This window comes from Lewinella sp. W8 (genome assembly GCF_004375085.3).
In the GTDB taxonomy this organism is placed as follows: domain Bacteria; phylum Bacteroidota; class Bacteroidia; order Chitinophagales; family Saprospiraceae; genus Neolewinella.
The window spans coordinates 29,985-48,078 of the sequence record NZ_SNAQ03000010.1 but is presented as its reverse complement, the minus strand read 5'-3'; the positions used below and the strand labels follow the sequence as shown (position 1 = coordinate 48,078).

12 protein-coding genes are annotated in these 18,094 nt (G+C 56.9%); 9 read left to right on the top strand and 3 right to left on the bottom strand.

The window, feature by feature from the left end:
- Window positions 1–89 precede the first annotated feature (89 nt).
- The 6 genes from E1J53_RS12500 (at window position 90) to E1J53_RS12475 (ending at window position 9,959) form a co-directional block, all read left to right on the top strand.
- Window positions 90–3,314: a histidine kinase gene (locus E1J53_RS12500; RefSeq protein ID WP_134270840.1), complete on the top strand. Its 3,225-nt coding sequence runs from the start codon at window positions 90–92 to the stop codon at window positions 3,312–3,314.
- Window positions 3,315–3,684: 370 nt separating this feature from the next.
- Entirely contained in the window at window positions 3,685–5,163 is a 1,479-nt protein-coding gene (locus E1J53_RS12495; RefSeq protein WP_134270841.1) for a glycosyltransferase family 39 protein, read from the top strand.
- A gap of 109 nt (window positions 5,164–5,272) precedes the next feature.
- Window positions 5,273–7,042, top strand: coding sequence for an aspartate--tRNA ligase (aspS, locus tag E1J53_RS12490; RefSeq protein WP_134270842.1), 1,770 nt, complete (start codon window positions 5,273–5,275; stop codon window positions 7,040–7,042).
- 64 nt (window positions 7,043–7,106) lie between these two features.
- The gene (locus tag E1J53_RS12485; RefSeq protein ID WP_134270843.1) at window positions 7,107–8,228 is read left to right on the top strand and encodes a hypothetical protein; all 1,122 of its coding nucleotides are present in this window, start codon (window positions 7,107–7,109) and stop codon (window positions 8,226–8,228) included.
- A 51-nt stretch (window positions 8,229–8,279) separates the two neighbouring features.
- Window positions 8,280–9,254 carry a hypothetical protein gene (locus E1J53_RS12480; RefSeq protein ID WP_134270844.1) on the top strand — a complete coding sequence of 325 codons (975 nt, stop codon included), beginning with the start codon at window positions 8,280–8,282 and terminating at the stop codon, window positions 9,252–9,254.
- 87 nt (window positions 9,255–9,341) lie between these two features.
- Window positions 9,342–9,959 carry a DUF4294 domain-containing protein gene (locus tag E1J53_RS12475; RefSeq protein ID WP_134270845.1) on the top strand — a complete coding sequence of 206 codons (618 nt, stop codon included), beginning with the start codon at window positions 9,342–9,344 and terminating at the stop codon, window positions 9,957–9,959.
- Between the two features lie 53 nt (window positions 9,960–10,012).
- On the opposite strand, the gene E1J53_RS12470 is transcribed toward E1J53_RS12475, so the two are convergent.
- From E1J53_RS12470 to E1J53_RS12460, 3 genes are read right to left on the bottom strand one after another with little or no spacing between them, the layout of a single operon-like run.
- Window positions 10,013–11,872 carry a gliding motility-associated C-terminal domain-containing protein gene (locus E1J53_RS12470; protein WP_134270846.1) on the bottom strand — a complete coding sequence of 620 codons (1,860 nt, stop codon included), beginning with the start codon at window positions 11,870–11,872 and terminating at the stop codon, window positions 10,013–10,015.
- A gap of 33 nt (window positions 11,873–11,905) precedes the next feature.
- Window positions 11,906–13,054, bottom strand: a complete 1,149-nt coding sequence (locus E1J53_RS12465) for a glycosyltransferase (protein ID WP_134270847.1) — start codon at window positions 13,052–13,054, stop codon at window positions 11,906–11,908.
- A 24-nt stretch (window positions 13,055–13,078) separates the two neighbouring features.
- Window positions 13,079–13,564 (bottom strand): hypothetical protein, encoded by a 486-nt coding sequence (locus E1J53_RS12460; RefSeq protein ID WP_134270848.1) that lies wholly within the window; start codon window positions 13,562–13,564, stop codon window positions 13,079–13,081.
- 222 nt (window positions 13,565–13,786) lie between these two features.
- On the opposite strand from E1J53_RS12460, the gene E1J53_RS12455 reads away from it, so the two are divergent.
- The 3 genes from E1J53_RS12455 to E1J53_RS12445 all read left to right on the top strand — a co-directional run bounded on the left by E1J53_RS12455 (window position 13,787) and on the right by E1J53_RS12445 (window position 18,075).
- On the top strand, window positions 13,787–15,142 hold the full coding sequence (locus tag E1J53_RS12455; RefSeq protein WP_253931629.1) for a TlpA disulfide reductase family protein: 1,356 nt from the start codon (window positions 13,787–13,789) through the stop codon (window positions 15,140–15,142).
- A 46-nt stretch (window positions 15,143–15,188) separates the two neighbouring features.
- Window positions 15,189–15,758 carry a signal peptidase II gene (gene lspA / locus E1J53_RS12450; protein ID WP_134270849.1) on the top strand — a complete coding sequence of 190 codons (570 nt, stop codon included), beginning with the start codon at window positions 15,189–15,191 and terminating at the stop codon, window positions 15,756–15,758.
- Between the two features lie 139 nt (window positions 15,759–15,897).
- Window positions 15,898–18,075 carry a gliding motility-associated C-terminal domain-containing protein gene (locus E1J53_RS12445; RefSeq protein WP_134270850.1) on the top strand — a complete coding sequence of 726 codons (2,178 nt, stop codon included), beginning with the start codon at window positions 15,898–15,900 and terminating at the stop codon, window positions 18,073–18,075.
- Window positions 18,076–18,094 lie beyond the last annotated feature (19 nt).

Below are 18,094 nucleotides of genomic sequence, written 5' to 3'. Positions count from 1 at the left end.
TTTGATAGTGCTTGTTGGACGAAAATACTCAATATCCCCCTATTTTGTGGTTAGTTTTCTGCCTTCCCAGTATTCCCTCTGCTTCCGCTATGCCCAAGTGCAACACCACTAGATATTGTCCACCGGGCCATTTCCTGATCCCGGCTTTCCTGTGCCTCCTGCTTTGCGGAGGCGCATCCGGTGTTGCTCAGTCCGACACCATTCACCACTTTTTCAGCCTGGAGCAGGGCATTCCACACCGCACGGTACAGGCCAGCACCCAACAGGACAATGGGCTGATCTGGCTCTCCACCGATGCCGGACTGTCCCGCTTCGACGGGCATCGCTTCGTAGAATTCACCGAACATCCCCAACAGTTTGTCGGTCCCCTCCACTTTGATGACCGGGGCTTTCTGATCTGCCAACCCCTCAACTATCCGGATTCCATTGAGATTTTCAATCCGCAAGACTTTACCGCCCACGGCGTGCGGCTATCGGGACTACGACCGGGAGTCTTTGCCGGCATGTTCCACCGCGACCATCAACCACTATACTTTGCTAACGGTGCCGGCATTTTCAAATTCTCGGTGGAGGGTGAACTACGCCAGGTCCATTCCCTGTACCGCGAAATTCAGCTGGGCGACCGCTTGCTGTACGCTGATGAGCGGAGCTTCTCCATCTACCGGCCGGAAACCAACCAGGTTATTTACAAACACGGTGGCGTGCCCGGAGTGGCCAAACTTCCTTTTTCACCTCCCTTCGACTTACTCCACCAGGATGCTTCGGGGACCGTCTGGGCCAGTAAGGACGGGGAGCTTTATCGCAAAAAGAAGTATCGTCGATCCTTTGATCCCATCTCCGCCCTACCCTCCGGGCGCATCATTAATTTTTCGGCCGAGGATGCCGTGGGGAACCTGCTATTCGCCAACATCACCAACCGCTGGGTAAAGGACATGATCAAAATCCGGGACGACTCCGTCCGGGATTGGCGATGGCAGCTTCAGATCGACTCCAGTTTCACTTCTTTGTCGGGCACCAATTTTGAGAAGCAGATTCGCGTCAACTCTTATTTCGGCCTGTACATCATTGACCTGACGAGTGCCAACCGAAAGATCTTCACCAATTACTTTGAGCAACAAATCACGCCCGGTCGGTTTGGCCACATTATCCGCGGCTTCGCCGCGGATAATCGAGGTAACGTATACACCAACAAAGACTCCAAAGACCCCTGGTGGCCGCGCCTGAACATCAGGGATGGTTCAATTGACACCATGCTCATCCGGGATAATCAAAATCGGGTGGTGAACCAATTTGGTTGCGGCACCCAGTTGATCAACTACCGGGGAGACATTTACGGGCACAACTGTCGTTTGGGGAGCCTGGATACCACCCACCTCTACCGTTACCGGCCCGCCGACGATAGCTGGAAAAGGTGGGAAGCACCGGTGTTGAACCAAAAAATCCGCGGCCTGCAACTCACCAACCGGCCGGGAGAGTTCATCCTGGCCCTGGAGGATGCTCGCGACCTGCGCCTGGGAAAACTCCTGTTCTTCGACCTTACCCGCGAAGTGTTTACGCCCATCCTCCCCCACGGGGAAGAGGCCCTGGCGGGTAGCATCCGAAAGGCCACTTTTGACAGCACTCGCAACACACTGTGGATCGCTTCGTCGGTGGGACTTTACGAATACAACCTCGATTCGGAGTTGCTCACCAAACACGTTTTCGACAACCTCCGCACGACCCACGTGCTGGAAATCGTCCTCATAAAGGATGGCAATCTACTCGTTGGCACCCTCAGCGAGGGACTCTTCCTTTTTGAGCCGGCCACCAAAGAATTCACCCTGGTGGGCGGGATTAGCCAAAACCGCCGGGAAGAACCCTCCTTCTTTATCCCCCTCCCCAGCGATGATGTTGCTGCCGCCGCCCTAACAAAAGATGATTACCTGCTCATCTCCACCTTTAACGGCCTGGTTCTCCACGGAGGGCCGGAAGGCATGACCTACGTATTCAACGAAAAGGACGGCCTGCCCTCCAATGAATTCAATACGCCTTCCCTCTTCTACAATGAAGCCAGCGACCTTTGGTACGCCGGCACCATCAACGGGTTTACGGAATTCTCCCTGGACTCCCTGCTTCCTCCCCCCAGCCCCCACCGCGCCCTGATTACCGGGATGAATATCCTGGACGAAAAGGAGGAGCAGGAAATCTATCTACCGCTGTCCAGGGTGCCGACCAAAGGGCTCTCCATTGCCCCCAGCGTAATCTACTTCACCCTCGAATTAAGCTTACCCGATTTCCGTGACCCGGGGGAGGTGAGTTATCAGACCAGGTTACGGGGGTACGACCCCGACTGGACGCCCATCAACGATAACCCCACCGTTCGCTACACCCGCCTGCCACCGGGGTACTACACCTTCGAATTGCGGGCCTTTGACGCCCGCGGCCAGCAGGCACCGGAAGTCATTTCCTTCCCCATCCGGGTGAGAAAGCACTGGACCGCAGAGTACTGGTTTTACGCCCTCCTGATGGTACTGGCCGTGCTGGCCGCCACGGCCTACTACCGTTGGAAGCTTCGGGAGGAGAAAAGGAAGATGGCCGAGAAGAAGGCCCACGAGCAACAGGTGCTCGAACTGGAACTTCGCGCCCTGCGGCAGCAGCTCAACCCTCACTTCCTGGCCAATGCGATGTACTCCATTCGCCGCTACATTCTGAAAAAAGACCGCCAGGTCGCCGCAGACTATCTGAGGGATTTCACCCTCCTGATGCGGCAGTTCCTCGAATCCAGCCGCTCCCGCTTTACAAAAATTGAAATTGAGGTCAGCATGCTAAAGCGGTACGTGAGACTGGAACAGCTGCGGCATCCCGGAAAGTTTTCCTTCAAATTACTCCTGGACCCCAACATCGAGCCCGGATACGATGATGTTCCCTCCCTGCTCATGCAGCCCATCGTCGAAAACGCCATCACCCACGGACTCTTTAACCTGCCGGATACGGGCGAGCTGACGATTGCCATTTACCGGGCCCGGGAATATGAAGACATGATCGTCTGTACCGTTACGGATAACGGCATCGGCCGGCGGGCGGCGGAGGAGATCAAGCAAAATTCCGCCGATAAAAAACACATCTCCCGTGCCACGCAGATTCTGAAGGAGCGGCAGGCGCTGTTGGCCACGGACGATACGGTCACCATCAGTCTGTTTACCGAAGACCTCTACCCGGACCAGGAGTACACGGGAACCCGGGTGACCCTCCACATCAATTATGGAGAAGAGCCCATGCCGTCGTCCCCCATCCGTATTCCCACGGCGGCCCTCGGGCCCCTTCCGACCACCTGAGTCCGCCGCAGCGGGTAATTCCCCGTCAACGTAAAGTTTGTTTTGGTTTTGGCCTTCTGGCCGGATTTGAGCCTTTTTAGATAATGGCCAGGCGGGAAGACCAAAGCCCAGGGCTAAGTTAGGATATTCCCAGCGCAGCCACCGCCGAAAAAGGCCAACTGGAGGTCGAGTACTGACTCTTAGTACCAGGCTGTTCCGTAAGGTTTCATCAGCGATTCCTGCGGAATCGCGGCAGTTCAACGGGGCAAACGGTAGCGGCAGGTAATTACCTGCCGCTACTAAAAAATTCAAGGACTTGATTGCCAAATGATTAATTCACGGAACACCTACTCCTAGTGCGGAAGAAAAGCGGCGATGCTACCTTTGCGCCATGCGCAACCTTCACGCAAATCCCTGGGCGAGTCTGTTGGCTCTGGTTTTATTTTCCATCGCCCTGCGGTGGGGCTCCTTCTTTCATTCCGTGATCAATCACGATGAGAGTACCTACATCGTCATTGCCGGAGAACTGGTGCGGGGAGCAACCTACCTCAAGGACGTCATCGACACCAAACCGATCGGAATATTCTGGATCTATGCGGCCCTGATTAAAATCACGGGGGGCAGCATTCCCGCACTCCGGCTGGCCGCCTCGTTGTTCGTCGCCCTCGGCGGCTGGGGCCTTTACTGGGGTACGCGCAGAGCTACGGGAAGCTCCCGGGCGGGCCTGGCGGCGGGTATCATCTACTGTTTCGTTTGCACCATTTTCACCTATTACGGGCTGAGTCCCAACACGGAAATTTACTTCAACGTGCTGACGATCGCCGCCGTTGCGCTGGCGGTTGCGCCGCGGGTCCGTCGCCCTGAAGAAGACCATCCCGCCTGGCACTGGCCATTGGCCGGCCTCCTGCTCGGAATGGCCGTGGTGATCAAACCCTTCGTGGCCGCCGAGTCGCTGGCCATCGGACTGTTCCTGGTTTGGCACTACGGCAGTCGGGGAAAATGGGGGGCCATGTTCGGCAACGGCATCACGCTGCTGCTCGGCTTTGCGCTTCCGCTTGTCGGCGTCTACTACTATTACGCTTCCCTGGGATTATTGGAAGAATTCGTCTTCTACAGCTGGGAAGTTAGCCGGGCTTATCCCGTGGAACTCGCCTGGCATTTGCGGCTGCTGTTTCTGCTGGATTACGTAGCCCGGTTCATTCCCTTCGTCATTTTGGGCGGCGCAGCGCTGGTGCAGGCTTTTCGCCAAAAAGCCACGCATCCCACCCGAATTTGGGGCACCTTCCTGCTCCTGCAATGCCTGTTGGTGGCCCTGATGGTCATCACCCCGGGAAAACGCTTTGGTCATTACCAGATTCAGTTACATCCCGTCCTCAGCCTGATGGCCGCCATGTGGTGGCTGCCGGGCATGCGGTCGCTCGGCTTCCTACGGTCCGAAAAGTTGCGGCGCTGGGCGCCGGCCATAATCACCACCTTCGCACTGGTGCTGGGTACCGTGTTCTTCTTCAAGTACGAGCACAAGGAAGACCAGCCCGAAGAAATTGTCCAGTACCTGCAAGCCCAACTCGGGCCGGGAGAAACCTTTCTACCCCTGAATGGATTTCAGATCACCTACCACCTGCTGGACCGCCGGGTTCCCACTCCCTACGTCCACTCCTCCCTCCTCTTTTTGCCGCACCACGTTCGGGCTTTCCAGATTGACGAGCGGGCCGAAGCCCAGCGACTGCTGGACAACCCCAAACTGACCTTCCTCGTCGGGCGCACGGAAGATGAATGGGCCGACACGCCCCTCACCGAAATTCTCTTTGAGGAGTTTGAGCCCTACGATACGATCGGAGAGAAACTTCGCGTCTGGCGTCGCAAACCCTGACGAAAAGCCCCGCCGCTTTCCTCCCGTAAGGAAAACCGAAACCTTTCCCCGAATTGGTTCCATTCTGTGAACATTCCGCTTTACTTTTGCGGGCCTAAACTTCAAAAGCATGTTTCGTACGCACAATTGCGGTGAACTCCGCCTGACCGACGTCGGTAAAGAAGTCAGCCTGAGCGGCTGGGTCCAGATTGGTCGCGACTTTGGTGGTCTGACCTTCGTGGACCTTCGCGACCGTTACGGGATCACCCAGATCGTTTTTGATCAGGACGACCACGCCGAGCTCGCCGAACGTGCACGAAAGCTTGGCCGGGAGTGGGTCATCCAGGTAAACGGTGAAGTACGCGAGCGGACCAATAAAAACCCCAACCGGGCCACCGGTGACGTGGAAATCGTAGCCCGGGAGTTGATCATTCTCAACCGGGCCAAAACGCCCCCCTTCACCATCGAAGACGAGAGTGACGGCGGAGACGACCTGCGGATGCAGTACCGCTACCTCGACCTGCGGCGCGGCCCCCTGCAGCGCAACATCATTTTTCGCAGCCAGCTGGCCCTGGCGGTGCGGGCCTACCTGGGAGGACAAAACTTCGTAGAAGTAGAAACCCCTTTCCTGATCAAGTCAACGCCCGAAGGCGCCCGTGACTTTGTGGTCCCCAGCCGCCTCAACGAAGGGCAGTTTTACGCCCTGCCGCAAAGCCCCCAGACCTTCAAGCAGCTGCTGATGGTTGCGGGATACGATCGTTACTTCCAAATCGTCAAGTGCTTCCGCGACGAAGACCTGCGGGCCGACCGCCAGCCGGAATTCACCCAGATTGACTGTGAAATGGCCTTCGTGACCCAGGATGAAATCCTGGACACCTTCGAAGGCCTCACCCGCCACGTTTTTCAGGAACTCAAGGGCATTGAACTCGGGAAGTTCCCCCGGATGCTCTACGACGACGCCATGCGGCGGTACGGCTCCGACAAACCGGACCTCCGCTTCGGCATGGAACTCGTGGAGCTGAACGACGTCGCCCAGCAGAAGGGATTCAAGGTATTCGACGACGCCGAGTTGGTGGTGGGCATCGCGGTGCCCGGTAAGGCGGACCTGACCCGCAAGCAAATCGACAAGCTCACCGAGTGGGTCAAGCGCCCCCAGATCGGTGCCAAAGGATTGGTTTACGTCAAGTGTAATCCCGACGGCACCTTCAAATCCAGCGTCGACAAATTCTTCGATCAGGAGGCCCTGGCCGCCTGGGCCGAAAAGTGTGGCGCCCAGGCTGGCGACCTGCTGCTGGTCATCAGTGGAGAAGACGAAAAGAGCCGGAAGCAACTGGGTAACCTCCGTCTTCACGTCGCCGAATCCTTCGACATGATTCCGGAAGGAAGCTTCAAGCCACTCTGGGTGGTAGACTTCCCCCTGCTGGAATGGGACGAAGAAAGCGAGCGCTTTCACGCCATGCACCACCCCTTCACCAGTCCGAAGCGGGAAGAAGTGGAGCGGATGCTCACCGGCGACCACGAAACGATGAAGTCCCTCAAAGCCGACGCCTACGACCTGGTCATCAACGGCGCCGAAATCGGCGGTGGTTCCATCCGGATCTACGACCGCGCCCTGCAGGAGAAAAACTTCAAATTGCTTGGCTTCACCCAGGAGGAGGCCGAAGAGCAGTTTGGCTTCCTGATGGGAGCCTTCGAATACGGTGCCCCTCCCCACGGCGGTATTGCCTTCGGCTTTGACCGCCTCTGCGCGGTCATGAACGGCCAGAGTTCCATCCGGGACTTCATCGCCTTCCCCAAAAACAATCAGGGACGTGACGTGATGATCGACGCGCCGGCGCGGGTAGACGAGGATCAGCTGGAAGAACTCAACCTGAAGGTGACCTTCGAAGAAAATCAGTAAGTACTCTCCGGAGCTGACGGGTTAAAGGCTGGTGTCTTGTGCATGAAACTTGTAACTTACTGCCATGTACGAAGACATTCGACAACTGATTGTAGAAAACAGCATTCCGGAAGCACTGGAGGCAACCGATAATCTGGGGCCTACGGGGGAGTTTCGGACCAGCCTGCTGCTCCTGCAGCGGCGGTGGCGGGTACTGGAAACCCAGGCCCTCAACCAGTCTCAGCACGAACACATTATGCGGGTGGAGGAGAATCAGGTCATCGAAGACCTGATTGCTCTGCTGGACCGGATGGAAGTGGCCAGCCATCAGGCGGAAATCCCGACCACCGAACTACCACCGTCGCCACCCCAAGAAACTGCAACGTCTGCTTCTGCCCCCCGACCGCCGGCTCCCAAAAAAGCCAAACCGGTGGTTTGGGTCCTGGGAGCCGCCCTGGCCCTGTTGCTGGCTTTTTCCGCGTACTGGATATCGCAAAAATTATCCAACAACAATCCCGGGAAGCCCACGCAGGCGGAGGTAAGCGAGCGCGATCCCCGGCGGCCAGCCCCCACGGAAGAATCTCCCGGCAAGGAAGCAACCAATCCTGCGGACGAACGGGGCACCCCAAGCATTACCATCGATCCTTCCCTGGCGGAAAAGCTGCAGGACCGGGCCGTTCTCGACGTTGATCGCCCCCTGACCGTAAACCCGGATATCCTGAAGGCCAATCTGGCCCTCTTTCGGGGGAACGAATTCATGAGTGCCGGTAAGAAAGTCAACGCCGGACTGGCTTTTTACTACAATAAGGGCTCCGGCGCCACGCAATACGTGGACCGGATCACGAAAGAGATGTCGACTTACCTTACGGAAAAATTCAGGGTGACCGTAAGCCCTGACGTTTTGCTCTCCGGCTTTCACACCAACAGCCTCCGCAATACCATCATGACCCGGGGAGATCGCTCCGATGCCCGACTTTCACCCCAACGGGCCAATTACCTAATCATGGTGGATTTGCGCAACGTCAAGCTCAACCGGGCGGAGCTTCGGGTTTGCCTCTTTGACCTCTCCACCCAAACGGCGCACAATGTGCGCGAGAATGTGGAGGTAAAGACGGGATCGGGCTTTCCCGGCAAGGACGTGCTCTACACCACTACGGAAGTGCTGCGGGAGTTCGCCAACAAAAAACTATGGGCGCTGAAGCAATAGTGATTCGCTGACCATTGGCCTATATTTGTCCATCATTCCAGGTAAGTTTTAATGCCCCCTCTCCCATCTTTTGACGCCATCCGTAACCTCATCGCCGAGAACAACATCGACGGGGCCCTCGAAGCGCTATCGGAACACGCCGCCTCGTCGGTGTCCCGGAATGACCTGGTAAACCTGCGCCGCCGGTGGACCGAAATTTTGCGTAAAGAAGAAAGCAACAGCGAGCACGGACACATCCTTGCGGTAGAAAAGTCCCGACTCACCGGCGACCTGCTGAGTTATGTTGACCGTCTGGAATCCGCGCCACCCGCCACCGCTCAGTCACCCGCGAAAAAATCGCTCTCTCCGGGAAAAATAGTGATTGGGGCCGCAAGTATCCTGCTGCTGGCCATCATCGTCATCTGGGGCATTCGCGACGGACAACCGACTCCCGCCACCCCGGACAACGACACCACCCAAACAAATACCGAGGGGAAGGAGGACGACGCTCCGGAGGAAAAGACGGATCCTACCGGGAAAAAAATCTATGATGACCTGTTGACCTTCGAGGACGAAAGCTCAGAATACTTCATGAAAAACACGGACGATCGTGAGATTGCAGTGGCCGTCTATTTCACCGAAGGCCTTGGGTTTGGGGAGTTTAGTGAATCATTTACCCGTCAGGTAATCAAATTTGCCGATTGGGAAGGTCGGGCAACCGCCACGGGGTTTAAGCGTAAATTTCACGAGTCCTCCCTGGTGTCGAAGATGTACTTTGATGGTCTCGATAAAGTCCCCGAATTGCCCAGCTTTTTTCCCAAGAATTGCCCTTACGACGTAATCGTCATCATAAACATCAACGGAGACCTGGAATATATGCCAGCAGAAGTCGGTATCGCAGCCTGGGACGTAAAGGAAGGCTCCCCGATTACTTCAGTGTATACCCGCAACTATCGAAGGATAATGGGCGATGATGGAACCCTTGACCCCGGTGAAGAATTTTACAATGCCCTGAATACCGTTGGTACCCTGATTTCTCAGCGATAGCCAAACTCTTGGTATATTTTAACACCTTTACCACACCCAGAAGACCCCGAAAAGCATTCTATACAACAGAAACAGAGCTTCTTATCCATGCGTATCCTACTCACCTTGCTCGCTTTGGTAACGCTGGGCACCTGCGTCCTCGCCCAAACCGGCTACACGAAAGTGAACGGAAAATACTACCCCTACACCGTGGACGACTGTGGGGATACCCTGATTCTGGCGCAGCTGGAAGACGTATCGGTAAGCTCTCCGGAAGTCTTCAATTCCGACGAAGAATACAAGCAGTACCGCCGGTACCGCATCTACGCCCAGCGTGCTTACCCCTATGCGGTGGACGCCATCCGGATCTTCCGGGAAACGGAGTACATCACCCAGAATATGTCGAACCGCGAGCGGCGCAAATACATCAAAAACCTCCAGAAAGAACTGAAGGAGAAGTTTGAAGACCCGCTGAAAAAGATGTCCAAAACCCAGGGTAAAGTCCTCATCGCCATGATCGAGCGGGAGCTGGACGTACCGATATACGACCTGATCAAGGACCTCCGCGGCGGGCTGACGGCCCGCTACTGGGCAACCTTCGCCGTCTTCTACGGTCACCACCTGAAAAAGAAATACACCGTCGGCGAAGACCGGATTCTGGATATGGTCCTCGACGATTTCGACATCAGCTACGAGCTGCCGGAAGCGGCGGGCTCGGATAAGTAGGGTGCTGGTTGCTGGTTAGTCTAGTTGCTGGTAGTGCGCAACCTTTTTTTGCGCTAGCGCAGGAGGACGACGCTTCCCCGATACTGTTTCGTAAATCCATCCAGAAAGCGGACCTCCGCCCGGTAGGCGTAGGTGCCGATCGCCGCGGGTGTTCCGTTAAGGTTTCCGTCCCAACCCGCCGCGAGATCATTCACGGCTGCATTGGTCTGAGAAAATACCTGCACGCCCCAACGGTTATAGATTTCCAGGCTCAGGATGCTTTCCACTCCCGGAGTGGCCCCGAAAAGCGTGAAGAAATCGTTGACGCCATCGCCGTTGGGCGAAAATCCGGTCGGGAAGTAAACCCGTCGGTTCTTTACCACCGAGATCCGCAGAGAATCTTCGGTAACGCAACCGTTCGCGGAGGTGGCGGTCAGCGCCACCGTCAGGGCCTCCGGCGGGACGATCAGTGCCTGATCACAAGCTGGGAGACAGTCTATCAATTCGGCCGGGCTCCAACCGTATTCCGCGATGGGTTCCGTGGAGGATACCGGGATGCGCACCGTTTGCCCCAGCTCCGCCACCTGATTGGCGCCCAGGTCAACGACGAAGGGAAAGGGTAGTTGCAGCGCCACCGTGCCAATGGCCTCACAGCCGTAGCGGTCCACCACCGAATAAGAATAAGTTCCGGCGGGCAGTCCGGAAAAGGCCCGGGGTCCCAGGAACAGGCTGTCTTCAAACGTAAATCTCAATGGGAAAGTGGCGTTGGCCACCGAAAGGAGCTCTACCCTGCCGTCGGTGGTGTAGGAACAGCTGGGATCCGTCAGGTTGAAGTCGGGGCTTAGCCCCGGGTCTTCTACCACCGTCAGTCGTAGGGTAAGGATGCTATCGCAACCGATGGAGGAGACCAGCGTGTCCACGTAGGTGCCCGATTGGTCGTAGGTCCGGTTGCCAACCGCGAAGCTTCGCCCCGCGCAGATGGTATCGGTAACGGAATACGCTTTGGGGACCACGCGAACTACCTTTTCGTTGGACACTACCCGACAGTTGGGATTGGCGAGGTTGGTCACCCCATTCCCCAACAGGTAGCGGTAGTAGTAATCTCCGGTCGCCACGTTGGTGTGCGTATACAAGAAGGAATTAGCGCCGGGGATGTCGGTCCACCGGTCTCCTCCGTCCGTACTTTCCTGCCACTGAATGGCGGGGTTGTCGTACTGATCTCCGTTGAGGGTAGCGTCCAGGGTGATGGGGTCGCCGTCTTCGCAGATGTTGCTGATTTCCAGCGGAAGGATGAGGGCTTCCGGGCCACAAGCCCGGAAACTGATGTTGTCGATGGCCAGGTCGTTACCGATTCCTCCGGGGGCGTTGTTGCGCAGAGAGAGGGTTACCGAAGTTTGGCCCGGACCGGTGGTAAAGGTAAAGCCGTACGTCTTCCAGGTCTCGTCTTCGGAGATGTTGCCACTGGTGAAAAAATTCACTCCGTCGATGAGGAAAGAAATGTTGGGGCGGATGCCGTTCCTCCCCGTCTGGTACAGGTTGATGACGTCGGCGGAAAACTCGTACACCGAATTTTCGCAGAGGTTATCCACCCGTTGTTCGTAGAACAGTCCGGGATTAAAACTGGCGTTGACCACCATCATGTACCCGAAAGGATCTTCGCTGTTGTCGCCGATGGCCAGCCAGTCTCCGTAAAGGTTCTCCCAGGCACCGGTATTGTTGGTGATGGTGTAAAAGCCGTCGAAGGGCGGCGGATTGGTCTCGTAGATGAAACCCGGGGCAATGCCGGGGTCGGGCACCAGAATATTATCCGTACCGGACCCAAAATCACCGGCGTCAAAGATGTTTTCGCCCAGGTTTCCGCCGCAGATTTGCCCCCACACCGTACCGTTCAAAAGCAATAATAGGAAAAGGAGGCATCGTTGTTTCGGGGGCATAAACGTCGGTTCTGGGGTAGTGCACAAACTTACTCAATTCCCCGGCAACCCATCGGCTTTGCGGCCCTTCCAGTCGGCCCGAAGGCCCAGCAGCGCCGCCGTGCCCACCGCCACCAGAAAAATGGGATAAATCAGTGCCGTGGTGGGGTACCACCGCATCCGGTCACGCTGTCCGTAGTGACGGGCGATGTGGTCGAGGCAAAAGCCGTCCACGAGCGCCTTAAGGATCCAGGCGATCAATACGATGGCGAGGGACCGCGGGTGCCAGAGCGTCCCCAGGGTGCCCACCACCAGACTCAGGCTGGTCAGGTAACTGAGGGCCTGCGCCCACTTCAACCGAGGCTCGGTGTAGTTGCCGGCCTTTCCCGCCCAGCGCAGTCGTTGTCGCCAGAGGTTCCTCCAGCCCCGGACGGGCCGCGTCATCACGGGAGTCCCCGGCACGTACCCGTACCGGGGGCGCTCGAGCGCAAACTTATGCAACAACAACACGTCATCGCCGGAGGGAAGGTGATCTACCCCGGCGTAGCCACCCACGCGCAGAAAAAGCTCCTTACGGAAAGCAAAGTGCGCGCCATTGGCCAGAATCGGTGCGCCCCCACGCATACTGGCGCGGGTCAGAAACTGATAGGCCATCAGGTCCAGGGCCTGATATCCTTCGCAGATGTCCCGCACCGGATCAATCAATACCGGCCCCAGCACGACCTCCTTCCCCGACCGGAATTCCCCGGCAATCCGCGTCAGGCCGTCGGAAGGCCACCGGCAGTCGGCATCGGTGGTTACCATGACCTGGCCACGGCTGCGGGAAATGGCCAGGGTGATGGCCGATTTTTTGTGGGCGATAGTCGTCAGGGCGTCCGGTGCATCCACCAGGTGCAACAGGTGGATGTGCTCGTCGGTACGCTCCTCCAGAAAGGAAGCTCCTCCGTCCGTAGAAAAGTCGTCAATAAAGATGGCTTCCCAACGATCCGTTGGGTAGTCTTGGGCCCGTAAATCCTTCAGGAGGTCGGGCAGATGCTCCCTTTCATTGCGAAAGGGAATGATGAGCGTCAGAAACGGCCAGGGGCCTCCGGTGCGATCTTCCACCAATTTACCGGTCTCCTGCCATTTCCGGAAGTTGTTCAGTTGCCAGAAAGTGTAGACCAGCACCAGACTCATTGCGGCCAGGGCAAGGTAGTCGGCCATCGGAAGAAAGTTAAAAATTAGGGGCTACTCGAAGAGCTCGTCGTAGTTCGTATCGCGGCCCTTGCGGGTTTCGGGTTCCGGTGGCGGAGGGAGTTCTTCATAGGGGATCTCCAGGTCCATGGAATCTTCGGAAACGTCTTCAAATTCCGCCCATTCTCCGTTGCGGCGAACGTCGGCCTGCTCGGCTCTTTCCCGGAGTTTCTTCTTGAACAGCCCCATGCCCAGCAAATAGGCCGCTACAATGGGAAACAGCACGATACTCAATACGCCGGCGGCCAGGCCCATCAGCCAGTTGCGCTCAAAGAGGCGTTTAATGCTGCCGACATATCCGAGAAAGACCTTGTGATCAATGATCAGGGAGGCGATGAAGATGATCGGTGCCGCCCACCACAATAAGCTGAAGAACCAGCTGGCCAGCTTAAAGAGCACGTAAAGGACGACCAGGCCGATGATGAATCCGCCAATCCCGCCAAGGGGTGAACGATCGAAAGGAGAACGTGGTGAAGCCATAAATCTTTGGACAAGGTGGTTTGTTAGCAATATGCCGGATGGTTCCCGTTTACCCGGGTCGCCAAGTTAATCAGGAACCGTAAAAAGTAAACGTGGGTACCTCCTCCCCGGTTTGACTTTGCCGACGAGTACCCGGGAAAAATCGCCGTAAGGACGTCAGCTTACCCATTAAGGACCGTTTCTGGTGAGTCTTCCACCGACCAATTTCGTAATTTTGTGGCAATGAAGCATTTGGTATTCTCCCTTATCCTCCTTTTTCCCTGCTGCCTGATGGCGCAGCGGACCACCAACCTCACCGTTGAAGCCACCGGCTGCAAGCAACTCAACCTGTACGCATTTAATGGCGTAGGGATGGAAAAGCTTCAGTCCCTAAAGGCTACCGACGACGGTAACTGGACGGTAGACGTAGCGACCGAAGGTCCCATTTTCCGTTACGTCGGCAGCAAGCCCGATGACGCCCTGGCCATCATCCTCGGCGCCGAGGACTCCATTAATGTTTCCGGTATTTGTGGTCGCATGCGGGTGGCCAAAGTCCGCAAATCGCCCGCCAACATTGCCTACGGCAAGCTGAAGGGCGAATTTACCCGGCAGAACCAGAAATTCTCCTCCGCCATGCGTGGCTACCAAATGGCCATCCGGAAGCAGGATTCCGTTACCGTAGCCGCAAAAATTGCGGAACTCGCCGCCATTGATCAGGAAAAGAAGCAGCTCCTGGAAGACGCCAAGACTAATGGTCCCCTGCTGGCGCAGGTAGCCTCCATGAATACCTACCTGAGTTTCCTGAACGAAAACGCAGGCCGCTTCACCAACGAGCTGGATTATTTTGTCAACACCTACTTCCAGTACGTCGACTACCAGGATCCCGTTTACAACGAACTGCCCTGGACCTACGAGGGGAACCGCAATTACGCCAACACCCTGGCCCGGGCTATCCGCTCCGAACAGCTTGCTGAGATCTTAATGGCCGGCTATGATCGCTGGCCCGCGGGCAGCAAGGCCCAGTTGTTCGCCATGAACGGTGGGCTGTCCGCCCTCACGGCCGCCAAACACCCCGCTGCGGCCATCATTGCCGAGGCGATGGTGGAGCGGTTCGCGGAAACCTACCCTACCCCGATGAAATCCATCATCGCCCAGGTCGACAACCTGCGCACCTTTGCCATCGGTGCCGTCGCGCCCACCTTTGCCGGTGAAAGCCCGGAAGGAGATCAGATCGCGCTGGATGACCTGCGGGGAAAAGTAGTACTCATTGACTTTTGGGCCAGCTGGTGCGGCCCCTGCCGCCGGGAAAATCCCAACGTCGTGCGGCTCTACAATCAGTACAAGGACAAGGGCTTCGAGATTCTCGGCGTGAGCCTGGACCGCACCAAAGACCGCTGGGTGAAGGCCATCGAGGACGACAAACTGACCTGGTTGCATATTTCCGACCTCAAGGGCTGGCAAAGCAAATACGCCAAACAGTACGGCGTATCCAGCATTCCGCAAACGGTACTTCTGGATGAGGAAGGTAAAATCCTGGCCCGCAACCTGCGGGGGAAAGCCCTGGAAGACAAGCTAGCTGAGATATTTTCTACGAAATAACCCCGAACTTTACCCCCCTCCGGCCCCCGGCCGCTAACTACTCCTGATGAAAGATTTTAAAACTCGTCTCCTCACCGTAGGATCCGTGGTAGCCATTACCGTTGGCCTGGACCAGTGGACGAAGTACCTGGCCACGAATATGCTTCAGGGGCAGCCCGACCAGTTTTATCTGAACGACATCCTGCGGCTCACCTTTGCCCGCAATACTGGTGCCTTTCTGTCGCTGGGGTCCGAGCTCGGCCCGATCCTGCGTCCCCTGCTGCTGAATGCCTTTCCGGCCATCCTCCTGATTGGCCTCCTGTGGTACATCTTCCGGGAAAAAGACCTCAACCGCTGGCAAACCGTTGCCCTGGCCCTCATCGTCGGGGGTGGACTCAGCAACATCGTTGACCGTTTACTGTACGGGCACGTGGTTGACATGCTTCACCTCAAAGTGGGCAGCCTTCAGACCGGTATCTTCAACGTGGCCGACATGGCCATCATGGCGGGTATGTTCATCATGATTCCGTTCGCGTTCAAGAAGCAACCCGAGAAGGAGCCTGCAGCCGAGGCCCCCGCGGAAAAAGTTGTGGTAGAGGCCGACGAGGGGGATCAACCCTCGCCCACGGCCCTCTGAGGCATCCGAACCTACGGCTGCTGGCAGTATCCTTACCTTTGTATCAGGATTGACAATTCTTGCCGGCAATCAAGGATTGATTGTGACGGTGGCCGGCCTTGCCGTAATTTTGGGGTATCCCCGACAATCATCCCTTCCCATGAATCTATTCTGCCGGGTACTCGCCCTGGTAACCATCGGTTGCTTACCCGCTGCGCTGTTGGCCCAGCCCGCACAAGCCAATAACTGGCACTTCGGTTCCCAAATCAGTGTCCGCTTCGTTGACGGCCAGCCAGTGCTCAATCCACCTTCCGCCATCGTAGGATTTGAAGGCGTCGTGTCCCTGAGTGATACGCTGGGCAACCTGTTGTTTTACACCAACGGTGGTGGACGCCCGCCGGGCATGAGTGGCCAGAATGGTGGCACCATCTGGAACCGCAACCACGAAGTCATGTACGATATGCGCGGGGAAGAAGGCGGTGGATTCAGCGCCCGCCAGAGTGCCATCGCAATGCCCGCGCCCGGCAATAATCCGGACCTCTACTATCTCTTCACGATGGAAGAAACGGAATTCAACATCGGAGGCAGCGTTCCCGGTCAGCCCCTCGGAAGAGGACTATCCTATTTCACCATCGACATGTCGCTAAACGGCGGACTGGGTGAAGTCGTCCTTGCGGATCAGCGAATCTTTACCCCCAGTTACGAAGGCCTGGACGCGACGCCCATGGCCGACGGAGAAGGATACTGGATCATTTGTCAGAACATTACCCCGCAGGGAGACTTCAATTTTGTCGTCACCCCGCTGACGGCTAACGGCGTGGGTACCCCCACTCCCGTTTCCGTTCCCAATCCGGTAGAAGGAAAGATCAAATTCTCCCCCGACGGATCGTTGCTGTTCAACAACGGCTTCATTTACGAATTCGACCCCAGCACGGGCGAGGTAGGCAACACCCTGGCCAATCTCCCCGACATCTCCGACGTGGCGGTCACCTTTACCCCCGACAGTCGGTACCTGTACACCACCGAGGGCAGTTTCGTGCTCGGCGAACTCATCGTTCGCTACGACATGCAAGACTTCACCAAGATTGACGTGGCGCGGCTGGAGGAAGACCCTGCCGTGACGGTATTGCAGGCGGGCCCCTTCCAGATCGGGCCCAACGGTAACATCTACTTTCTGGAGCAAAATCTGGGGCTAGAACAACGCTATGGACTGAGTGAGATCGAATGTGTGTCCAGTCCGGTCCCCGTAGTTAACCGCCTGGTACTCGATCTGACGGAAGAAAACGGCGATGAGTTTGCGTCGTTTTCACCGCCCCAATTCGTCGACGCCATTTTCAAGCGCCCCGTCGTACAGGATACCCTTTTTCTGGACACCCTGATGGTGGACCTCTGCCCGAATTCCTCGCTGACTTTGCGTCCCCGGGAAGCCGGCACGGAATTTCTCTGGACTGACGGCAGTACCGCTGATTCGCTAGCGGTTTCGGTACCCGGCACCTACTGCGTGACCGTTACGGGCGGCTGTCAGCCCACCGTCGATTGCCAGCGGGTGGAAGAACTGACGATCGGATTCCGGATCCTCGACGAGGTAGACCGGGGCTGTGACGGAGATTTTTTACTCCTGCGTTTTGCGGGTCCCAACCGATACGACAGTATTCGCTGGACCATCAGTCTTCCCGGTACTCCCGACCCCTTCATTTTCACCACCGATACCATTGAAGCTCCCCTGGCTTCCCCGAACATCAACGTGAGCATTACCGGATTTGCCAGTTGTGGAACCGTGCGTTCGGCATCGGTGCTGGATTTCATCGCCCCAAGGTTTGCCGCCGAATTGGCCATTGACGGTCCCACCGGGGAGGTGTGCGCGGGAGATGACGTTCAACTGTCGGTCCTCAATCAGGGGCGGGACGAACTGGCCCTGATCCAGTGGTTTGACGGCAGTACGGAGGAAACGCTGGACGTGAACCTCTTGCCGGACGAGGAATACTTCGTGGACGTCATCGGAGAGTGCGGTGACAGTATTCGCCTGTTTGCGGACTTTACCTTCACCGAAGAATGCGATTGTGAAGATGAGATCCCGGAAATTTTTTCCCCCAACCGTGACGGTACCAACGACTTGTTCCGGCTGTACACCAACTGCTCCCCAACGGATTACACCCTGATCATTTACAACCGTTGGGGGCAGGTCGTCTTTGAGAGTACGAACCCCGACCAGGCCTGGGATGGCTCCGTCAATGGCATCCCACAGAATTCGGACGTATACCTCTACCGGATGGCGTTTCGATATCCGAACGCTGACGCAACCGAAATCCGGGAAGGACAGTTTAGTCTGATAAGGTAATCACTTGACAAGCGTGGCT